This is a genomic window from Xylophilus sp. GOD-11R (assembly GCF_033546935.1).
Classification (GTDB): domain Bacteria; phylum Pseudomonadota; class Gammaproteobacteria; order Burkholderiales; family Burkholderiaceae_C; genus Xylophilus.
Genome location: NZ_CP137854.1, coordinates 871,934 through 890,872, shown reverse-complemented (window position 1 = coordinate 890,872; position 18,939 = coordinate 871,934). Strand labels below are relative to the sequence as shown.

Below are 18,939 nucleotides of genomic sequence, written 5' to 3'. Positions count from 1 at the left end.
GCAGCCTTTGGAGACCTTGCTGATGCATGCACCCCATTCAACCGGCCGCGCGCCCGGCTTCTGGCCGCTGGCCATCGTCTTCGGCCTGTTCGTGGCTTTCATGTACGGGCCGATGTTCGTCATCTTCCTGCTGAGCTTCCAGGGGCCCGAAGGCGGGCTGACCTTTCCGATGCGTGGCGTGTCGCTGCACTGGTTCCGATCGCTCGCTGCAGGCCTGGGCACGGTCGACATCGGCGCGGCCTTCACCCGCTCGCTGGTGCTAGGCCTGGTCGTGATGGCGCTGACGGTGCTGCTGTCGGTGCCGGCGGGCCTTGCCTTTCGCAAGAAGCTGCGCGGCGGCAACGCGCTGTTCTACGTCACCGTGGCCAGTCTGGTGATGCCTTCCATCGTGGTCTCGCTCGGCATCGGCCTGCAGTTTCGGCTGCTCGACACCGGCGTGAAATGGCTGCTCGAGGCTGTCGGCGCGCAGGACACGCTCGATAACTACGGCACCGCCCTGGGCCTGTTCAGCTCGGCACTGGGCGCGCATCTCACCTGGACCCTGCCCTTCGGCCTGCTGACCATGTTCGCGGTCTTCAACCGCTTCAACCCGGCTTACGAAGAGGCCGCGCGCGACCTCGGCGCCACGCCCTGGCAGACCTTCCGCCACGTCGTACTGCCGCTGATCGCGCCGCCCGTGATCGGCGTGGGCATGTTCGGCTTCACCCTGAGCTGGGACGAGATCGCCCGCACCTCACAGGCCATCGGCGACGTCAACACCCTGCCGCTGGAGCTGCAGGGCCTGACCTCCACCGTCACCACCCCGGCCATCTACGCACTCGGCACCGTCACCACGGTAGTGTCATTTTTGGTGATCGGCCTGGCCTTCGGGCTCGGCCTGCTGCTGCGCCGGCGCGGCCGCACCGTTTCTGCATGACGACGTCCGCATGACGATTTCGCGATGAATTCCGCCACCGCCTCGGCCGCCGTCGAGGAGCCCCATCTCTCCGACGAAACCATCTACGAGCGGCTGGTCGCCGCCATCCTCGACCAGCGCCTGCCGCCTGGCACCAAGCTGGTGTCCGACCGGCTGGCGCAGGCCTTCGGTGTGTCGCGCACCCGCATCCATCCGGTGCTGGTGCGCCTGGCCAACGAACGCATCGTCACCTTCACGCCCCGGCGCGGCGCCTCGGTGGCGCAGCCCAGCGTGGAAGAGGCCCGCGAGGTTTTCGAAGTGCGCCGCATGATCGAGCCGCGCCTGGTCGCGCTGTTTATCGCCAATGCGTCTGGTGCCGCAGTGCAGGGCCTGGCCGACTGCATCGCCCAGGAAGAAGCGGCACACGCCGCCGGCGACACCGTGCGTGCGGTGCGGCTGACCGGCGAATTCCACCTGCTGATCGCCGAGGGCTCCGGCCACCAGACGCTGGGCCGCGTGCTGCGCGAACTGGTGTTCCGCACCTCGCTGATCATCATGCGCTACGGCACCGGCGGCGCCCTGCAGGCCGGCAGCCCGGCCTGCGCCTGCCTGGACCACCGCCGGCTGCTCGACGCGATCCGCCTGGGCGACGCCAACGAGGCGGCACGCTTCATGCGCGAGCACCTGGAGCAGATCGAATCGCAATTGCATTTCACCCAGCGCCCCGCCGGGCCGCCCGATCTCGCGAGCCTGTTCGGCCGCGTCACCACGACCAGTTGAGGAGACAAAAACCATGCGCCGCCTGCTCGTCATCAACCCCAACACCTCGGCGCATGTCAGTTCGCTGCTGCAGACCCATGTCGCGGCCATCGCGGGGCCAGGGGTGCAGGTGTCGACCGTCACGGCCCGCCTGGGCGCGCCCTACATCGCCAACGAGGCGAGCTACGCGGTCGCGGCCCACGCCACGCTCGATGCCTGGGCCTCCGCGCTCGTGCCACCGGCCGAAGCGCCCGACGCGGTGCTGATCGGCTGCTTCGGCGACCCCGGCCTGTTCGCCCTGCGCGAAAGCAGCCCGGTGCCGATCACCGGCCTGGCCGAGGCCGCCTTCATGCAGGCCTCGCGCGCTGGCCGGTTCGCGGTGGTGACCGGCGGCGCGACCTGGGACCCGATGCTGCGCCGCCTGGCCTGGGGCCTTGGCCATGGCGAGGCACTGGCCGGCGTGGTCACCGTCGCCCCCAGCGGCGCGCAATTGGCCGAAGACCCGGAAGGCGCCAAAGCCCTGCTGGTCGAGGCCTGCCGACAGGCGGCGGCCCTTGCCGGCGTGCAGTCGGTGATCGTCGGCGGCGCGGGCCTGGCCGGCATGGCCGAGGTGCTGCAGGGCGAGGTCGGCGTGCGGCTGATCGACAGCGTGGCCGCCGGCGCGCAGGAAGCCTTGCGGGCCATGGAGTCGCCCGGCGCGCCAGGTGCGCATTGCGTGGCCGGCTGCGATGTGACGTGGAGCGGGGTGTCTGCGGAACTGCGCGCGTTCGGGCGAGCCTGAGCGCGGCTCAGTCGAGCCGGCCGATGGCGTTGTCGAGCGACTGCGCTACTGCCTCGTAGCCGTCCCACGGCGTGTTGCCGATGTCCAGCCGCTCCTCCACCGTCTTCACCGTCCAGTGATCGCCGCCGTTGACCGTCGGCAGTTCGTCCCAGCCAACCGGAACCGACACGCCCAGCCCCGGCCGGGCGCGCACCGACCAGGCCGATACCGTCGTCGCGCCGTAGCCGTTGCGCAGGTAGTCGATGTAGATCTTGCCGACGCGGTTGCGCGGACCGCTCTTGGCAACGAAGCGCGCCGGAATCACCGCCGCCATGTGTTGCGCGACTTTCTGGCCGAACCCCTTCACCGTGTCCCAATCCGCCTTGGGCTTCAGCGGCAGCACCACGTGCAGGCCTTTGCCGCCGGAGGTTTTGAGGAACGAGACCAGGCCGAGCTCGTCCAGGAAGCCGTGCAGCAGTTGCGCTGCCTCGCGCATCTGCGGCCAGCCGACGCCGTCGCCCGGGTCGAGGTCGAAGGTGAGGCGATCGGGCAGCGCGATTTTGGCCGGTTTCGCGCGTTGGCCGACGACGGCGTTCCAGGTGTGGAACTCGATCGCATTCATCTGCACCGCCGACAGCAGCGCCAGTGCGTCGTCTGCCACCAGCAGCGCGCCGTGGCCGGGGTCGAAGGCGGGGTCCAGGCGACGCATGCCGGCGATATCGCGGGCCTCGGCGTGCTTCTGGAAGAAGGCCTCGCCGCCGACGCCCTCGGGTGATCGCAGCATGGCCAGCGGACGGTCGGCCAAGTGCGGCAGCATCAGTGGCGCGGCACTCGCGTAGTAGCGCAGCAGGTCCATCTTGGTGATGCCGCTCTTGTCGTCGATCACCCGTTCGCCGTGGGTGACGCGCAGGCCCTCGAGCGGGTTGGCGGCCGTGGCGCTGGTCCTGGCGGCCTTGGACTTGGAAGGGGCGGCGGTCTTGCGGGATGTCTGCATCGGTTCCTGCGCCTGTTCGCGCCCGATCGTCCGGGCCGGTTTGTCGACTCGCAGTCCGTGGAACACCGGGTGGCGCAGATGGCCGTCGCGTGTCCACTCACCGAAGGCGATTTCGGCGACGAGCCGGGGCTCGACGAAGTGCGCGCCGCGCGGCACGCCGGTACCGTCGGCGAAGGCGCTGCGGTCCGTCGCGATGGCATCGAGACGGCCGCGCAGGTCGTCGAGCGTGGCCTGATCGAATCCAGTGCCGACGCTGCCGGCGAAGCGCAGGGCGCCGTCGTCGTAATACCCCAACAGCAGCGCCCCCAGACCGCTGCGGCTGCCGCGCGGATCGGTGAAGCCGCCGATGACGAACTCCTGCCGTCGACCGCACTTGAGCTTGATCCAGCCAGGCGAGCGGCGCGAGACGTAGCGGCCGTCGCGCCGCTTGCCGATCAGGCCCTCGAAACCGAATGCGCAGGCCTGCTGCAGCAGCTCGGCCGGGTCGCCCTGCAGGGTCTGGCAGAAACGGACCATGCCGGTGGTGGCGGTGCCGATCAACCCGGCCAGGCGCTCGCGGCGTTCGTCCAGCGGCGATGCGCGCAGGTCGGCGCGGTCGCAGTACGGCAGGTCGAAGGCGTAGTAGACGAGGTGTGCGGTGTCCTGGCCGTCGAAGGCGCGCTGCAGGGCCTGGAAGTCGGGCGTGCCTTTGGGGCCGGCGGCGACGACCTCGCCGTCGATCCACGCGTCCGGCAGGCTCAGTCGGGCCAGGGCGTCGGCGAGTGGACGCATCTTCGAAGTCCAGTCATGGCCGTTGCGGGTGAACAGCCGGATCGTGCCGGCCTCGCTACGCACCAGCAAGCGGTAGCCGTCGAGCTTGGCTTCGAAGGCCCAGGCGTCGCGATCCGGCGGCAGGGCGTCGGCCAGGGTGGCGAGTTGGGGCGCGAGGGTTTCGGGCAGGGCGACCGGCTTGGCCTTGGCCTTGGTCTTGGTCTTTATCTTTGTTTTTGCCGTAGCGCTCGTTTTCGCGGACCTGGCCTTCGCGCCGCCCAGCACGCTGCCGGGCCGCTCCTTCAGCAGATCGAAATCCTGTTCCGGCCGGGCCTCGGCATCGTCTTCCTTGATCAGCAGCCACGACGGGCTGCGCTCGCCCTCGCGCGGCTTCATCCGCACCAGGTTCCAGTGGCCGCGCAGCTTCTGGCCGGCCAGCGAAAATTTGAGCCGCCCTTTGGTGTAGGCAGCGCTGGCATCACCATCGATTTGCCAGGTGCCGGCGTCCCAGACGATCACCGTGCCGGCGCCATAGTGCTTTTCGGGAATCGTGCCTTCGAAGCCCGCATACGACAGCGGATGGTCCTCAACCTGCACCGCCATGCGCTTGACGTGCGGATCAAGGCTCGGCCCCTTGGGCACCGCCCAACTCTTGAGCGTGCCGTCGAGCTCGAGCCGGAAGTCGTAATGCAGATGGCTGGCGTGGTGCTCCTGCACGACGAAGATGCGTTCGTCGCCGTCGCTCGCCCGTTGTCCGCGCGGCTCCGGCGTGGCGCTGAAGTCGCGCTTGGCGCGGTAGCGTTCCAGCGTGTCGGCGGCTCGCGTTCGGTCACGCGCCATGCTCAGGCTCCCGGTTTCGGCGGCGCTGCCGAAGTCCTGCGGATCGAACGGCGGCATCGAGCGATGGTGCTGGCATTGTGCTTTGGTGACCTTGTCAGCGCGGGTTAAATCGGCAAAAGCTAGTGCGCTGCGACACGTGTCCACGTAGGACGAAACGACCTGCCGTCGTCGGCTTGTGGCCGCAGCCAGAAACGCGTTGCACTGCAATAATTTCAGCTCTCTCGCGTGCTCGATCGCCCACCGATCCGAACCGCAAAAACACCCCCATGCCCGTCCGCAGCCCTTGACCGCCGCCCCATCCACCACGCAGTTCGCCTTTCTTCCCCACGCGAGCGGCGACATGGCCGAACGCGTGCGCGCGCACGACTGGGCGAGTACGGCGCTGGGCTTGCCCGAGCAGTGGCCGGACGCACTGCTCACGCTGGTCGAGGTGATCCTGGCGGCGCACGAACCGCGCTTCCTGGCCTGGGGGCCGGAGCGCGTGATGATCTACAACGACCACTATGCGCCGCTGTGTGGCAGCAAGCACCCGACGGCGCTCGGCCGGCCGTTCGCGGAGGTGTGGGCCGACATCATCGACGACGTCGGCCCGATCATGGAGCGCACCTACGGCGGCGAGGCGGTGCACATGGAAGACATCGCCTTCACCATGCGCGACCGGCACGGCTATCCCGAAGAGACGCATTTCTCCTTTTCCTACCTGCCCGTGCACAGCCGCGATGGCGCGGTCGACGGCATGATCTGCACCTGCCGCGAGACCACCGACGCGGTGCTCACCCAGCGCCTGCTCGGTTTCCAGCTGCGCCTGGGTGACCTGCTCCGGCCGATTTCCGACGCGACCGAGGTCAAGCATCTGGCTGTACAGCTGCTGGCCGACGAGCTCGACGCCGGCCTGGTCGGCTACGGCGAGATCCTGCCGAGCGGCCATGCCGTCACCCAGACCAGCCACGGCGACGGTACCCTGCCCACCGCGCGCGGCACCCCGCGTTCGCCGGGCGCCATGCCGACCACGCTGGCCGCGCTCGGCTCGGGCTCGCGCGTCGTGCTGCACGACCTGGCGCAAGACACCGGCGCCATCGCCCGCGAGATCGGCGCGATGTTCGGCCACACCGGCGCGCGCTCGGTGGCGGCGATTCCGCTGGTCAAGCATCGCAGCCTGGTGGCCTACCTGTTCCTGGCGCACGCCACGCCCCGGCGCTGGTCCGACCGCGAACTCGAACTGGCCGCCGACGTGGCCGAACGCACCTGGGCCGCCGTGGAGCGCGCCACCACCGACACTGCCCTGCGCCGTACCCGCGAGCGCCTGGCCGCCACGCTCGACGCCGCCGACATCTCCACCTGGGACTACGACGTGGCCGCCGACCTGCTGCTGCCCGACGACAACCTGGCGCGGCTCTTCGCCGTCGCCGGCCCGCAAGCCCGCATCGGCGGATCGCTCGATACCTTCGTGAACTGCGCCCATCCGGAAGACCGCGACGCGCTGCGCCAGCTGCTGCGCCGCTCGCTCACCCGGGGCGCCGACTGGCGCTCCGACCACCGGGTGCTGCAGCCCGACGGATCGCACCGCTGGGTGGTGGCGCACGGCCGGGTGGAGCGCGATGCCAACGGCAACGCCCAGCGCATGCCCGGCGTGCTGGTCGACATCACCGACCGCAAGCGCGCCGAGGAAGCCCTGCAGGACGCCGACCGCCGCAAGGACGAGTTCCTCGCCACGCTGGCGCACGAGCTGCGCAACCCGCTGGCGCCGATCCGCAGCGCGGCGCGCATCTCCAGCGAACCGAGTGCCACGCTGCAGCAACTGCGATGGAGCCATGAAGTGATAGAGCGCCAGGTGCGCAACATGGCCCTGCTGCTCGACGATCTGCTGGACGTGTCGCGCATCACCCGCGGCATCCTGGAAGTGCGCAAGACGCCGACCTCCGCCGCCTCGGTGGTGGAAGCAGCACTGGAAACCGCGCGGCCGGTCATCGCCGCCCGCAAGCATCGCCTCGAAGTCGACCTGGCGGCCGAGGCCATGCTGATCGACGCCGATCCGCTGCGCCTGGCGCAGGCGTTGTCGAACCTGCTCACCAACGCGGCCAAGTACACCGACCCGGGCGGCACGATTCGCCTGGCGGCCCGCCACGACGGCGACGTGCTGGAGCTGCGGGTGAGCGACACCGGCATCGGCATCGCGCCGGCTTCGCTCGACCGCATCTTCGCGATGTTCTCGCAGGTGGAACCGGCGCTGGAGCGCTCCGAAGGCGGGCTCGGCATCGGGCTGGCGCTGGTCAAGGGCATCGTCGAGCTGCACGGCGGCACCGTGCAGGCCAGCAGTGCCGGGCTAGGTCGCGGCAGCGAATTCGTGCTGCGCATTCCCGGCCTGCATGCCGGTACGCCGCCGGTCGCCCAAGAGGCTCCGTCGGCTGCCGCCGGCCACGCACCGCTGCGGGTGGCGCTGGCCGACGACAACGTCGACGGCGCCGAAACCCTGCAGGCGCTGCTGGAGCTCGACGGCTACGAAGTGCGCATCGCCCACGACGGCCTGGCCGCGCTGGAACTGGTGCTCGAATACCGGCCCGATGTCGTGTTTCTCGACATCGGCATGCCGGGCCTCAACGGCTACGAGGTCGCCCAACAGCTGCGCGGCGAGCAGATGCCCGGTGAGACACCGCCGGTGCTGGTCGCCCTCACCGGCTGGGGCGGTGCCGACGACAAGCGCCGAGCGCTCAACGCCGGCTTCGACCGCCATCTCACCAAGCCGGTCGACCCCGACGCGCTGGTGCGCATCCTGGTCGAGACCGCTGCGGCACGGAAGACCGAAACGGCCTGAGCGGCGTGCGTCAGGCCGCGTCGAATGCGGCCTGGAGCCACTCCAGCCGCTCGCCCTCGAGCGTGACCACGTCGAAGCGACATGGCGGCAACACCCGCAGCCGCGACAGGTAATGCCGCGCCGCGAACACGATGCGCCGCTGCTTCACCCCGCTCACGCTGGCCGCCGCGCCACCATGGGCACGACCGGCACGTTGCCGCACCTCCACGAAGACGACGGTGCCATCTCGATCTCGCATGACCAGATCGATCTCGCCGCCACCCCGGCCGGGCGTTCGATAATTGCGCTCCAGCAGGCGCAAGCCCGCCGCCGCCAAATGGGCCAGTGCCCGCTGTTCGCCGGCATCGCCACGCTGCTTGGTCGTCGACGCCGCCGGCGCCGCATCCACCTGGGCGGGCTCCGGTGACGGCGCCCGCAGCTTTCGCAGAAAGAATTCCATTGAGTGCCTCATTCGCCCCTGCCCTGTCGGCCGCCCATGATGCCGCAGGCGCGCAGCACTACCCGGCCGGCGCGCTCTACATGGTGGCCACACCCATCGGCAACCTGGCAGACATCACGCTGCGCGCGCTGCACCTGCTGCAGACCGTCGACGCCGTGGCCTGCGAAGACACCCGGCACACCGGCGCACTGCTGCGCAGCTACGGCATCGACCGCGCCGGCGTGGCGCTGGTCGCGGTGCATCGCCACAATGAATCCGAAGCGGCGCAGGCGGTGATCGCTCGGCTGGCCGCCGGCGAACGCGTGGCCTACGCCAGCGATGCCGGCACGCCCGCGGTGAGCGACCCCGGCGCGCGCCTGGCCGCCGCCGTGCGCGCCGCCGGCCATGCCGTCGTGCCGCTGCCGGGTGCCAGCAGCATCACCGCCGCGCTCAGCGCCGCCGGCATCGTGGCGCCAGGCCACGACGACGGCAGCTTCGTCTTCGCCGGCTTCCTGCCGTCGAAGGCGGGCGAACGGGCCACGGTTCTGAAGGCGCTCGGCGCGCAGGCCAGGCCGGTCATTCTGCTGGAGGCGCCGCACCGCATCGCCGAGCTGGCTGCCGCGCTGGCGCCGCTGGGCGACCGGCCGGTGACGATGGCACGCGAGCTCACCAAGCAGTTCGAGGAGATCGCCACCGTGCCGGCACAGGGCGCGGCCGCCTGGGTGGCGGCCAGCAGCCAGCGCAGTCGGGGCGAATACGTGGTGCTGCTGCACGCCGCACCCGTCGCCGCCGACGCGGTGGCCGAGGAAGGCCGACGCGTGCTCGCACTGCTGCTGGCCGAGAAACTGCCGCTCAAGAGTGCCGCGCGACTGGCGGCCGACATCACCGGTGCCAGCCGCAACGCGCTGTACGAAGCGGGGCTCGCCGCGCGCCAGAGCGAACAGGACTGAGCCGCCGGCCCGATCGGCGCGACGCTTTCGCGCGTCTTTACATCCACTTCGCACGCCGCTGGAAAAAGCGTTGCACCGTCACCCGACACTTGCCGACACCATGCCCCTGCGCCTCGCTTCCTGGCGGAAACGCCCCGTTCGTCTCGTTCTCATCCTCGCCGTGCTCGCCGCCATCGGCTGGCTCGCCCGGCATAAATTCTTTCCCGCACCCCAGCCGCCCCAGTACGTCACCGCGCCGGTCTCGCGCGGCGACCTCGAAGACGCGGTGCTTGCCACCGGCACGCTGCAGGCCTTCAAGCAGGTGAGCGTCGGCGCCCAGGTGTCCGGGCAGATCAAGACATTGGCCGTCAAGCTCGGCGACTCGGTCAAGAAGGGCGACCTCATCGCCGAAATCGACTCCCTGACCCAGCAGAACGCGCTGCGCAACGCCGAAGCGGCGCTGGCCAACGTGCGCGCCCAGCTCGCCGCCCAGCGCGCCACGCTGCTGCAGGCCGAGCTCAACTTCCGCCGCCAGCAGCAACTGCTGGCGGGCGAGGCCGGTTCGAGGATCGATCTGGAAACCGCCCAGGCCACCTACGACAGCGCCAAGGCCACCGCCGCCTCGCTGCAGGCGCAGATCACACAGGCCAGCGTGACCGCCGACACCGCCAAGGTGAACCTCGGCTACACCCGCATCGTCTCGCCGATCGACGGCAAGGTGGTGGCCATCGTCGCGCAGCAGGGCCAGACGGTGAACGCCAACCAGACGACCCCGACCATCGTCAAGGTCGCGCAGCTCGACACCGTCACCGTCAAGTCGCAGATCTCCGAAGCCGACGTGGTGAAGGTGCAGCCCGGCCAGAAGGTCTACTTCACCATCCTCGGCGAACCCGACAACCGCTACTACGCCACGCTGCGCACGGTGGAACCGGCGCCGGACTCCATCCTCACCGACACCACCACGAGCAGCAGCTCCACCTCCACCACCAGCACTACCGCCGTGTACTACAACGGCCTGTTCGACGTGGCCAACCCGCAAGGCAAGCTGCGCATTTCCATGACCGCGCAGGTGTCCATCGTGCGCGGCGAGGCGAAGAACGCCCTGACCATCCCCACTTCCGCGCTCGGCCGCCGTGGCCGCGACGGCGGCTACACGGTGCGGGTGGTCGGCGCCGACGGCACGGCGGAGCAGCGCCGCATCAAGGTCGGCATCAACAACAACGTCAGCGCGGAAGTGACCGAGGGCCTGGCCGAAGGCGACCGCGTGGTGCTGGGCGACGCGTCGGCCCGCGACACCTCGCAGCCGGCGCGACGCGGCCCGCCGATGCGCATGTGAGGCCGGCGTTGAACACCCACGCCACCTCCTCACCGATAGCCGCCGCCGGCCGACCCGCCCTGCTGGAACTGCGCGACCTGCGCCGCGAGTTTCCGGCCGGCGAAGGCACCATCGCCGTACTGAAGGACATCAACCTCGAGATCGCCGCCGGCGAAATGGTCGCCATCGTCGGCCAGTCCGGCTCGGGCAAGTCGACACTGATGAACATCCTGGGCTGCCTCGACAAGCCCACTGCCGGCAGCTACCGCGTCGACGGCCGCGCCACCGGCGCGCTCGAGCCCGACGCGCTGGCCGCGCTGCGGCGCGAGCATTTCGGCTTCATCTTCCAGCGCTACCACCTGCTCGGCGACCTCACCGCGCGCGGCAACGTCGAGGTGCCCGCCGTCTATGCCAACACGCCGGCCGAAGAGCGCCATGAACGCGCCCGCGCCCTGCTGGAGCGGCTCGGCCTGGCCGAGCGCACGCTGCATCGTCCGGGGCAGCTCTCCGGCGGTCAGCAGCAGCGGGTGTCCATCGCCCGCGCGCTGATGAATGGCGGCACGGTGATCCTGGCCGACGAGCCCACCGGCGCGCTCGACTCGGCCAGCGGCGAGGAGGTGATGAAGATCCTGCAGGAGCTCAACGCCGAGGGTCACACGGTCATCATCGTCACGCACGACATGCAGGTCGCAGCGCACGCCGGCCGCATCATCGAGATCCGCGACGGCGTCATCATCGACGACCGCGCCACGCCCCGGGCCCGCACCACGCCGGCCGCCGAACTGGCACCGCGCCCGCAGGCCAAGGGCGGCATCCGCGCCGTCGCCGACCGTTTTTCGGAAGCCTTCGGCATGGCCCTGCTGGCGATGAACGCGCAGCGGCTGCGCACCTTTCTCACCATGCTGGGCATCGTGATCGGCATCGCCTCGGTGGTGGCGGTGGTGGCGCTCGGCGAAGGCTCGCGCCAGCAGGTGTTGAAGAACATCTCGGCGATCGGCACCAACACCATCGAGATCTTTTCCGGTGCCGGATTCGGCGACACCCGCTCGGCCGCCGTGCGCACCCTGGTGCCGTCCGACGCCGAAGCGCTGGCGCGTCAGCCCTATGTCGACAGCGTGACGCCCACCATCACTAGCTCGCTCACCCTGCGCTGGCGCAACGTGGAAGCGACGGCCACCGTCAACGGCGTGGGCGAGCAGTACTTCCGGGTGCGCGACGTGACGCTCGCCCAGGGCTCGGCCTTCGGCAACGACAGCGTGCGCCTGCGCGAGCAGGTGGCGGTGATCGACGACAACACCCGCAAGAAGCTGTTCCCGCAGACGCCCGACCCGATCGGCCAGGTGATCCTGCTCGGCAGCGTGCCGGTGCGCGTGATCGGCGTGGCCGCCAAGAAGGACAGCGCCTTCGGCAACAGCGAGGCACTCAACGTCTTCGTGCCCTACACCACCGCCATGGGCCGCATCGTCAACCAGTCCTATCTGCGCAGCATCACCGTGCGCGTGGCCGACGACGCCTCCATGGAAGCCGCCGAGCAAGGCATCGGCGCGCTGATGGAGCAGCGCCACGGCCGCAAGGATTTCTATGTGCTCAACACCGACAGCATCCGCCAGACCATCACCGCCACCACCGCCACGCTGACACTGCTGGTCGCCTCCATCGCGGTGATCTCGCTGATCGTCGGCGGCATCGGCGTGATGAACATCATGCTGGTGTCGGTCACCGAGCGCACCCGCGAGATCGGCGTGCGCATGGCGGTCGGTGCGCGGCAGGGGGACATCCAGCAGCAGTTCCTCATCGAAGCCGTGCTGGTCTGCCTGATCGGCGGCGTGCTCGGCATCCTGCTCGCGCTGGCGCTGGGCGTGGCGGTGGATTCGGCCGGCATCGACTTCAAGCTCATCTACTCCACCACATCCATGGTGGCCGCCTTCGCCTGTTCCACCCTGATCGGCGTGGCCTTCGGCTTTCTGCCCGCACGCAATGCGGCCCGCCTCGACCCGGTCGAGGCGCTGGCCCGGGAATGACGTTTCTCATGAGAACCAAGCAACTCAGGCTGGCCGCGATCCCGGCAATACCGTTGGTCGCCGCCCTCGTGCTCGCCGGCTGCGCGACCGGCTCGAAGGAGCCTTACCAGTCGGCCGCCATCAACGTGCCCGCCACCTGGGCCCACGGTTCAGTGGCCAAGCCGTCGGTCGATCCGACGACCGGCGTGGTCACCGCGCCGCGCGACATCCAGGCCCTCACCGGCCGCTGGTGGACCGCCTTCGGCGACCCGACGCTCGACCAGCTGGTCGACGCCGCGATCGCCCGCAACAACGACCTGGCCGCCGCCGGTTTCCGGGTGCGCGCCGCGCAGCTGCAGGCCGGCATCGCGCAGGCCAACCTGCGGCCCACGCTCAGCGGCGGGCTCAACACCGGCGTGTCGCGCGCGCTCGACGGCGGGCCGTCCAGCCGCACCAATACCCTGAGCCTGGGCGCCAGCTACGAGGTCGATTTGTGGAACCGGCTCGGCTCGCTGCGCGACATCGCCCAATGGGAAGCGCAGGCCACCGAGCAAGACCGCGAATCCAGCGCGCAGGCCCTGGCCGGCACCACCGCCACGCTTTATTGGCAGCTGCGTTATCTCGGCCAGCGGGTGGCCGTGGCCCAATCGAGCACCGCCTACGCAGAACGCACGTTGGCCCTGGTGCAGACGCAATTCACCGCTGGCTCGGTATCTCCCCTGGAAGTGGCCGAGGCCAGGCAGACGGTGTCGTCGCAACGCGCCGCACTCGCCCTGCTCGAGCAGCAGCGGGTCGAGGCGGGCAACGCCCTGGCGCTGCTGTTCGACGGCACCCTGCCACCCGTCTTCGGCGAGATCGCGCAGGCACTGCCGACCGGCGCCCTGCCCGCCATTCCCGAAGGCGTACCGGCCGACGTGCTGGCCCGCCGCCCCGACCTGCGCGCAGCCGAATTGCGCCTGCGCGGCAGCCTCACCACCATCGCTGCCACCCGCGCCAGCTACTACCCGGCGCTCACGCTCACCGGCGCGCTCGGCGGCTCCAGCACCAGCCTGGCCAACGTGCTGCAGAACCCGATCGCCACGCTCGGCGCCGGGCTCAGCATGCCGTTCCTGCAATACCGCCAGATGGACCTGAACATCCGCATTTCGCAGGCGCAGTACGAAGAAGCCGTGGTGAGCTACCGACAGACGCTCTATCAGGCGCTGGCCGACGTCGACAACGCCCTGTCGGCACGCAGCCGATATGCCGAGCAAGGCGAGCAACTGCAGGCCCAGCTCGACGACGCCCGCACCGCCGAGCGCCTGTACGAAACCCGTTATCGGCTGGGTGCGGTGGCCCTGCGGATCTGGCTCGATGCGCAGGAGAGCCGACGCGCGGCCGAGACCGCCCTGGCACTCAATCGCTACAACCGGCTGGTCAACCACGCCACGCTGTTGCGGGTGCTCGGCGGCGAGGTCTGAAACGACCCATTCCCGTCGTCACCGGCCTCGCGCATACTGCTGTCTTTCAGCGGTTGGGAGGCTTCTCATGCAGACTGAGTCGGTGTTCCGTCACGGCGACTACCAGCTGGCGTGCAGCGCGCGACGGCTGGCCAATGGCCGCTACCTGCCGAGCCTGGTGGTGACCAAGAACGTCTGGCCGACGCGTGCCCGCACCATCGCCATCGAGGCTCGCGATTTCGAGGTGGAGACCGCCGCCATCGAGGAAGCGCGCATTCGCGGACTGGAGTGGATCGCTCACTACGGATAGGGATCTTCAAGACCGGGCCCGGGCCGAATCGGCCAGGGCCCATGCCGATTTCAAGCCGAGGCGGCGGCCTGCTCGCCCGGCATCCAGGCGCGGGACATCGCCGCGGCCAGCTCTTCTTCCTGCACGCCGAACGATGGTCGCGCGACCATGCCTCCAGTCTCGCCCGACAAAGCTTTAACCCGATACAACGCCACCGTGCCCAGCAACAGCCCGGACGACGGCAGCGGCACCGCCGTGAGGATCAGATGGAGACTGAGTGAGCCGGCCGACCGCGCCAGGTATTCGCACTGCACCGGCTCCTTCTTGGCCAGCGCCTCGCGCAAGGCGCTGTCGATCCAGCCGGCCGCGGCCTGGGTCGCCGGAAGATCGTGCCAGCCCGCGACGAGCACGTCGTCACCCGCGCGCAGCGACTCCGCCGCCACGCCATGCCATTGCGCGGCACGCGCATCGAGCACCAGAGCATGGGCTGCCGGTCGATAGGAAAAGCGGGCGTGTTCCAGCCGGCTGTCCACCCGTGACTGAAGCTCCTGCCAGGCCGATCGGCGCTCCTGCAGGTTCCGCAGGCGCCGCTGCCGGCGACGCAGCCCCACGCCGATCGTGATCAAGGCGATGCCGATGACCGCAAGCCAGGCCGAGCGATTCGGCGACAGTGAGATCGGAGAACGGGGCAAGGTTCAAGAAGCGCTCCTGCAGAACGGGAAATGAAGGGGAAAAGTTCATGCTAGGCAGCGCTGCAGCAGCCACCGGACCCATCCGACGAAGGCGCGCTATCGACGACGGATCGCCCATACGCGCGACGAAGCGCCGACCGCGGCCGCTCGCCCACGCCGCTACGATGGGCGCCCCGCGGCCGTCCGGAACTTCGCCGACCGCCGCCCCTCACACCCACGCCCCATGTATCGCATCGCCGCGCAAGCCCGCCGTTTCCTGTTCGCCGTCCTCACCCTGGTCGCTGGCGGCAGCGCCTGCGCGCAGCTGCTGTCCACGACACGTGCTCCGGTCGCCCCCGCCTCGCTGGAGACACCGCACGTGCGCGCCGAACTCGTCGTCGCCGCGCCGGAAGGCGTCGTGCCCGGCGGCAGGTTCCAGGCCGCACTGCGCATCGTCCATCAGCCGCACTGGCACACCTACTGGCTCAATCCGGGCGACTCGGGCCTGCCGACCCAGCTGAACTGGACGCTGCCCACGGGCCTGTCGGCCAGCGCGGTGCACTGGCCGCTGCCACGCCGCATCCCCATCGGGCCGCTGGCGAACTACGGCTACGAAGACACCGTGCTGCTGCCGGTGACGATCGAGGTCGCGCCGGACTTCCGCCCGCCGATCGGTCGAGACAGCGTGCTGCTGTCGCTGCAGGCGCAATGGCTGGTCTGCCGCCAGGAATGCATTCCGGAGCAGGGCGAGCTGGCGCTGGAGCTGCCCGTGCGCAGCAGCACCGCGATGCAGTCGGCCGAATTTGCCGCCGCCGCCGCCGCGCGGCCACAGGACTTGCCGTCCGCGCTGACGGCACGGGTCGACGCCGACGGCCTCGTGCTCACCACCTCCGCCCTGCCCGCACCGTTGCGCGGCAAGACGATCGAGGTGTTCCCCGAAACCCCGGGCATCACCGAGCCCTCCGCCGACCCGGTGCAGTCCTGGCAGGACGCCGCCTGGACCGCCCGCATCGCTCTCGCCGCGCACCGCAGCGAATCTCCCGCCACGCTGGCCGTGCTGCTGGTGGCGACCGGCCCGGACGGCCGGCGCGAAGGCTGGCGCGGCAAAGCGGCGGTCGCCGGCAGCTGGCCGCCGGCCGCCGCGGTCGCCACCGTGCCTGCAGCGCTCCAGTCGGCCCTCGACGACAACGGGGCCGCATCCGACGTCGCGCCGCTGCCCGCCCAGGCCGCGCCCCTGCCGACCTGGCTCGCCGCTCTTGGTGCGGCGCTCGTCGGTGGCTTGCTGCTCAACCTGATGCCGTGCGTGTTTCCGGTACTCGCGGTCAAGCTCGTCGGCTTCGCACGGCACGGCACGGCACCGCGCACCGGCCGCATCGCTGGCTTGGCCTATACCGCCGGCGTGGTGCTGTCTTTCGTCGCGCTGGGCGCACTGGTGCTCGCCCTGCGACTGGCCGGCGTCCAGCTGGGCTGGGGTTTCCAGCTGCAATCACCGGCGGTGGTCGCGGGCATGGCGGCGCTGTTCACCTTGCTCGGACTCAATCTGGCCGGCGTCTTCGAATTCGGCATGTGGGTGCCGCGCGGTCTGGCGGGCCGGGCGATCCACCATCCGGTGGCCGACGCATTCTTCTCCGGTGCGCTGGCGGTGGCGATCGCATCGCCCTGCACCGCGCCTTTCATGGGCGCCTCGCTCGGGCTGGCGCTCGGCCTGCCGGCGGCGCAGGCCTTGCCGGTCTTCGCCGTGATGGGCCTGGGCATGGCTTTGCCGTATCTCCTCGCATCGTGGATCCCGGCGCTGGCGGGTGCACTGCCCAAACCGGGCGCCTGGATGGAGACCTTCCGCCGCCTGATGGCGTTTCCCATGTTCGCCACCGTCGCGTGGCTGGTGTGGGTGCTGGGGCAGCAAGCGGGCATCGACGGCGCCGGTGCCCTGCTGCTGCTGCTGGTGGCGGGCGCCGCGGTGATCTGGGCACTGGGCCTTCACGGCGGCGGCCGAGCATGGCTCGGCTCGGGGCTGGCGGTCGTCTTCATCGCGCTGGCCGTCACGCTCGGCCCCCGCGCGGTGCAGGCCTTGCCACCGGGCCCGGTCGGCGTCAGCGCAGACGCCAACGCCCGCTGGCAACCCTGGAGCGAGGAGCGCACCCGCACGCTGCTGGCCGAAGGCCGCCCGGTCTTCGTCGATTTCACCGCCAGCTGGTGCGTCACCTGCCAGGTCAACGAGCGCACCACGCTGGCCGACGCCGGCGTGGTCGCCGCCTTCGAGCAAAAGCGCGTCGCCACGCTGCGGGCCGACTGGACACGCCAGGACCCGGCCATCACCCGGGCACTGCGTTCGCTCGGTCGCAGCGGCGTGCCGGTATATGTGCTGCACGCACCCGGCCGGCCTCCGCAGGTGCTGACCGAGCTGCTCGGGCGCGACGAGGTGAAGGCCGCGCTGGCGGCACTGCCGGACCGCTGACAAGGCGCCACGGGTCGCCTGCGACAATCCCGCATGGCTTCCATCCCCACCTCTTGCGCCCCTTCATCCGCCACGTCGTCCGCAAACCCGTCCGCTTTCGCGCCACTGCAGAACGACACCTTCCTGCGCGCATGCCGCCGCCAGGCCACCGACTACACCCCTGTCTGGCTGATGCGCCAGGCCGGCCGCTATCTGCCGGAGTACCGCGCCACCCGGGCCCGCGCCGGCAGCTTCATGGGCCTGGCGACCAACCCCGACTACGCGACCGAGGTCACGCTGCAGCCGCTGGAGCGCTTTCCGCTCGACGCCGCGATCCTGTTCTCCGACATCCTCACCGTGCCCGACGCCATGGGCCTGGGCCTGTCTTTCGCCGAAGGCGAGGGTCCGCGTTTCGCCCGACCGTTGCGCGACGACGCCGCCGTCGCCGCGCTGGAAGTGCCCGACATGGAGCGTCTGCGCTACGTCTTCGACGCGGTCAGCTCCATCCGCCGCGCGCTGCAGGGCCGCGTTCCGCTGATCGGCTTCTCCGGCAGCCCGTGGACCCTGGCCTGCTACATGGTCGAGGGCGCGGGCTCGTCCGACTACCAGCGGATCAAGACCATGCTCTATGCGCGTCCCGACCTGCTGCACCGCATCCTGGAGATCAATGCCCGCTCGGTCACCGCCTACCTCAACGCGCAGATCGACGCCGGCGCCCAGGCGGTGATGGTGTTCGACAGCTGGGGCGGCGTGCTGGCCGACGGCGCGTTCCAGGCCTTCAGCATGGCCTACACCGCCCAGGTGCTCGCCGGACTCAAGCGCCACGGTGCGGACGGACAGGACGTGCCCCGCATCGTCTTCACCAAGGGCGGCGGCCTGTGGCTGGCCGAGATGGGCGCGCTCGACTGCGAAGTGCTGGGCCTGGACTGGACCGTCAACCTCGGCGCCGCCCGTGCGGCCGTGGGCGGTGCCAAGGCGCTGCAGGGCAACATCGATCCCAACGTGCTGTTCGCGCCGCCGCCGCAAATCGAGGCCGAGGTCCGTCGCGTGCTCGACAGCTTCGGCGCGCCGCATACCGCTGCGAGCTCGACCGGCCCGACGCATATCTTCAATCTCGGCCACGGCATCAGCCAGCACACGCCGCCCGACCACGTCGCCAGTTTGGTGCGGGCGGTTCACGATCACTCGCGCGCCCAGCGGCGCCGCTGACAGATCTGCCGGGCACGAAGTTCGGCAAAAAAATGCATGCTGCAGCGCAGCAAGACCGAAGGATCCAATGTCGGGCATGTAACTGTCGCTGAACGAGCGTAAGCCCTTGATTTTCAATACAGCACCTCCGCTGCCTTTTTGCCGGGCATCCTGTCGAAACCCTTGCCGGGCGGGCCTTTGCGGACATGGGCACATGGCTTTCAACATGGTTGTCCACAGAAACGGTGGGTGAAGCCACAGCCCCAGTGAAATCAAGGACTTGCAGAAGTCGACGGCTAAGGCGCCGCGGCGGCGCACCGTCCGGCCGGCGGGTTTGCCCAAAGCCCGATTCGGAATTTTTCTGAGGAACTTTTTGGCATTTCCTCGACCATGAGCAACTGTCACTTCGGCGCGAGACCGCATGGGTACTGGCTTTGCGCACGACC

General features: G+C 69.9%; 13 protein-coding genes and 1 pseudogene. 11 read left to right on the top strand and 3 right to left on the bottom strand.

Going from position 1 to position 18,939, the window contains the following annotated elements; translation table 11 throughout:
• The first annotated feature begins 22 nt into the window (after positions 1 to 22).
• From R9X41_RS04170 to R9X41_RS04160, 3 genes are read left to right on the top strand one after another with little or no spacing between them, the layout of a single operon-like run.
• Positions 23 to 916, top strand: a complete 894-nt coding sequence (locus R9X41_RS04170; RefSeq protein WP_318633631.1) for an ABC transporter permease — start codon at positions 23 to 25, stop codon at positions 914 to 916.
• 24 nt (positions 917 to 940) lie between these two features.
• The gene (locus tag R9X41_RS04165) at positions 941 to 1,675 is read left to right on the top strand and encodes a GntR family transcriptional regulator (RefSeq protein ID WP_318633630.1); all 735 of its coding nucleotides are present in this window, start codon (positions 941 to 943) and stop codon (positions 1,673 to 1,675) included.
• A 13-nt stretch (positions 1,676 to 1,688) separates the two neighbouring features.
• Positions 1,689 to 2,435: an aspartate/glutamate racemase family protein gene (locus R9X41_RS04160; protein ID WP_318633629.1), complete on the top strand. Its 747-nt coding sequence runs from the start codon at positions 1,689 to 1,691 to the stop codon at positions 2,433 to 2,435.
• Between the two features lie 7 nt (positions 2,436 to 2,442).
• Here the strand turns inward: R9X41_RS04160 and ligD are convergent, their stop codons facing one another.
• On the bottom strand, positions 2,443 to 5,055 hold the full coding sequence (gene ligD, locus R9X41_RS04155; RefSeq protein ID WP_318633628.1) for a DNA ligase D: 2,613 nt from the start codon (positions 5,053 to 5,055) through the stop codon (positions 2,443 to 2,445).
• Between the two features lie 226 nt (positions 5,056 to 5,281).
• Here ligD and R9X41_RS04150 point away from each other — a divergent pair, with 226 nt between their 5' ends.
• The gene (locus tag R9X41_RS04150; protein WP_318633627.1) at positions 5,282 to 7,810 is read left to right on the top strand and encodes an ATP-binding protein; all 2,529 of its coding nucleotides are present in this window, start codon (positions 5,282 to 5,284) and stop codon (positions 7,808 to 7,810) included.
• A gap of 10 nt (positions 7,811 to 7,820) precedes the next feature.
• Here R9X41_RS04150 and R9X41_RS04145 read toward each other — a convergent pair.
• Positions 7,821 to 8,244, bottom strand: a pseudogene (locus R9X41_RS04145) (YraN family protein).
• Between the two features lie 4 nt (positions 8,245 to 8,248).
• Between R9X41_RS04145 and rsmI the strand changes: the two are divergent.
• From rsmI to R9X41_RS04120, 5 genes are all read left to right on the top strand, one after another.
• Positions 8,249 to 9,178, top strand: coding sequence for a 16S rRNA (cytidine(1402)-2'-O)-methyltransferase (rsmI, locus tag R9X41_RS04140; RefSeq protein WP_318633625.1), 930 nt, complete (start codon positions 8,249 to 8,251; stop codon positions 9,176 to 9,178).
• Between the two features lie 100 nt (positions 9,179 to 9,278).
• Positions 9,279 to 10,493 (top strand): efflux RND transporter periplasmic adaptor subunit, encoded by a 1,215-nt coding sequence (locus tag R9X41_RS04135; protein ID WP_318633624.1) that lies wholly within the window; start codon positions 9,279 to 9,281, stop codon positions 10,491 to 10,493.
• A gap of 8 nt (positions 10,494 to 10,501) precedes the next feature.
• Complete coding sequence (locus tag R9X41_RS04130) at positions 10,502 to 12,493, top strand: MacB family efflux pump subunit (protein WP_412556660.1); 1,992 nt, start codon at positions 10,502 to 10,504, stop codon at positions 12,491 to 12,493.
• A gap of 8 nt (positions 12,494 to 12,501) precedes the next feature.
• Positions 12,502 to 13,932, top strand: a complete 1,431-nt coding sequence (locus R9X41_RS04125; RefSeq protein WP_318633623.1) for an efflux transporter outer membrane subunit — start codon at positions 12,502 to 12,504, stop codon at positions 13,930 to 13,932.
• 67 nt (positions 13,933 to 13,999) lie between these two features.
• On the top strand, positions 14,000 to 14,221 hold the full coding sequence (locus R9X41_RS04120; RefSeq protein ID WP_318633622.1) for a hypothetical protein: 222 nt from the start codon (positions 14,000 to 14,002) through the stop codon (positions 14,219 to 14,221).
• 50 nt (positions 14,222 to 14,271) lie between these two features.
• Here the strand turns inward: R9X41_RS04120 and R9X41_RS04115 are convergent, their stop codons facing one another.
• Positions 14,272 to 14,892 (bottom strand): hypothetical protein, encoded by a 621-nt coding sequence (locus R9X41_RS04115; protein WP_318633621.1) that lies wholly within the window; start codon positions 14,890 to 14,892, stop codon positions 14,272 to 14,274.
• A gap of 223 nt (positions 14,893 to 15,115) precedes the next feature.
• On the opposite strand from R9X41_RS04115, the gene R9X41_RS04110 reads away from it, so the two are divergent.
• Entirely contained in the window at positions 15,116 to 17,326 is a 2,211-nt protein-coding gene (locus R9X41_RS04110) for a protein-disulfide reductase DsbD family protein (RefSeq protein WP_318633620.1), read from the top strand.
• Positions 17,327 to 17,359: 33 nt separating this feature from the next.
• Positions 17,360 to 18,514 (top strand): uroporphyrinogen decarboxylase, encoded by a 1,155-nt coding sequence (gene hemE, locus R9X41_RS04105; protein ID WP_318633619.1) that lies wholly within the window; start codon positions 17,360 to 17,362, stop codon positions 18,512 to 18,514.
• Positions 18,515 to 18,939 lie beyond the last annotated feature (425 nt).

Coding starts and splice junctions, on each gene's coding strand:
- R9X41_RS04125 (WP_318633623.1), top strand. CDS start 12,502: ATGAGAACCAAGCAACTCAGGCTGGCCGCGATCCCGGCAATACCGTTG.
- R9X41_RS04135 (WP_318633624.1), top strand. CDS start 9,279: ATGCCCCTGCGCCTCGCTTCCTGGCGGAAACGCCCCGTTCGTCTCGTT.
- R9X41_RS04110 (WP_318633620.1), top strand. CDS start 15,116: ATGTATCGCATCGCCGCGCAAGCCCGCCGTTTCCTGTTCGCCGTCCTC.
- R9X41_RS04170 (WP_318633631.1), top strand. CDS start 23: ATGCATGCACCCCATTCAACCGGCCGCGCGCCCGGCTTCTGGCCGCTG.
- hemE (WP_318633619.1), top strand. CDS start 17,360: ATGGCTTCCATCCCCACCTCTTGCGCCCCTTCATCCGCCACGTCGTCC.
- R9X41_RS04160 (WP_318633629.1), top strand. CDS start 1,689: ATGCGCCGCCTGCTCGTCATCAACCCCAACACCTCGGCGCATGTCAGT.
- ligD (WP_318633628.1), bottom strand. CDS start 5,055: ATGCCGCCGTTCGATCCGCAGGACTTCGGCAGCGCCGCCGAAACCGGG.
- R9X41_RS04165 (WP_318633630.1), top strand. CDS start 941: ATGAATTCCGCCACCGCCTCGGCCGCCGTCGAGGAGCCCCATCTCTCC.
- R9X41_RS04120 (WP_318633622.1), top strand. CDS start 14,000: ATGCAGACTGAGTCGGTGTTCCGTCACGGCGACTACCAGCTGGCGTGC.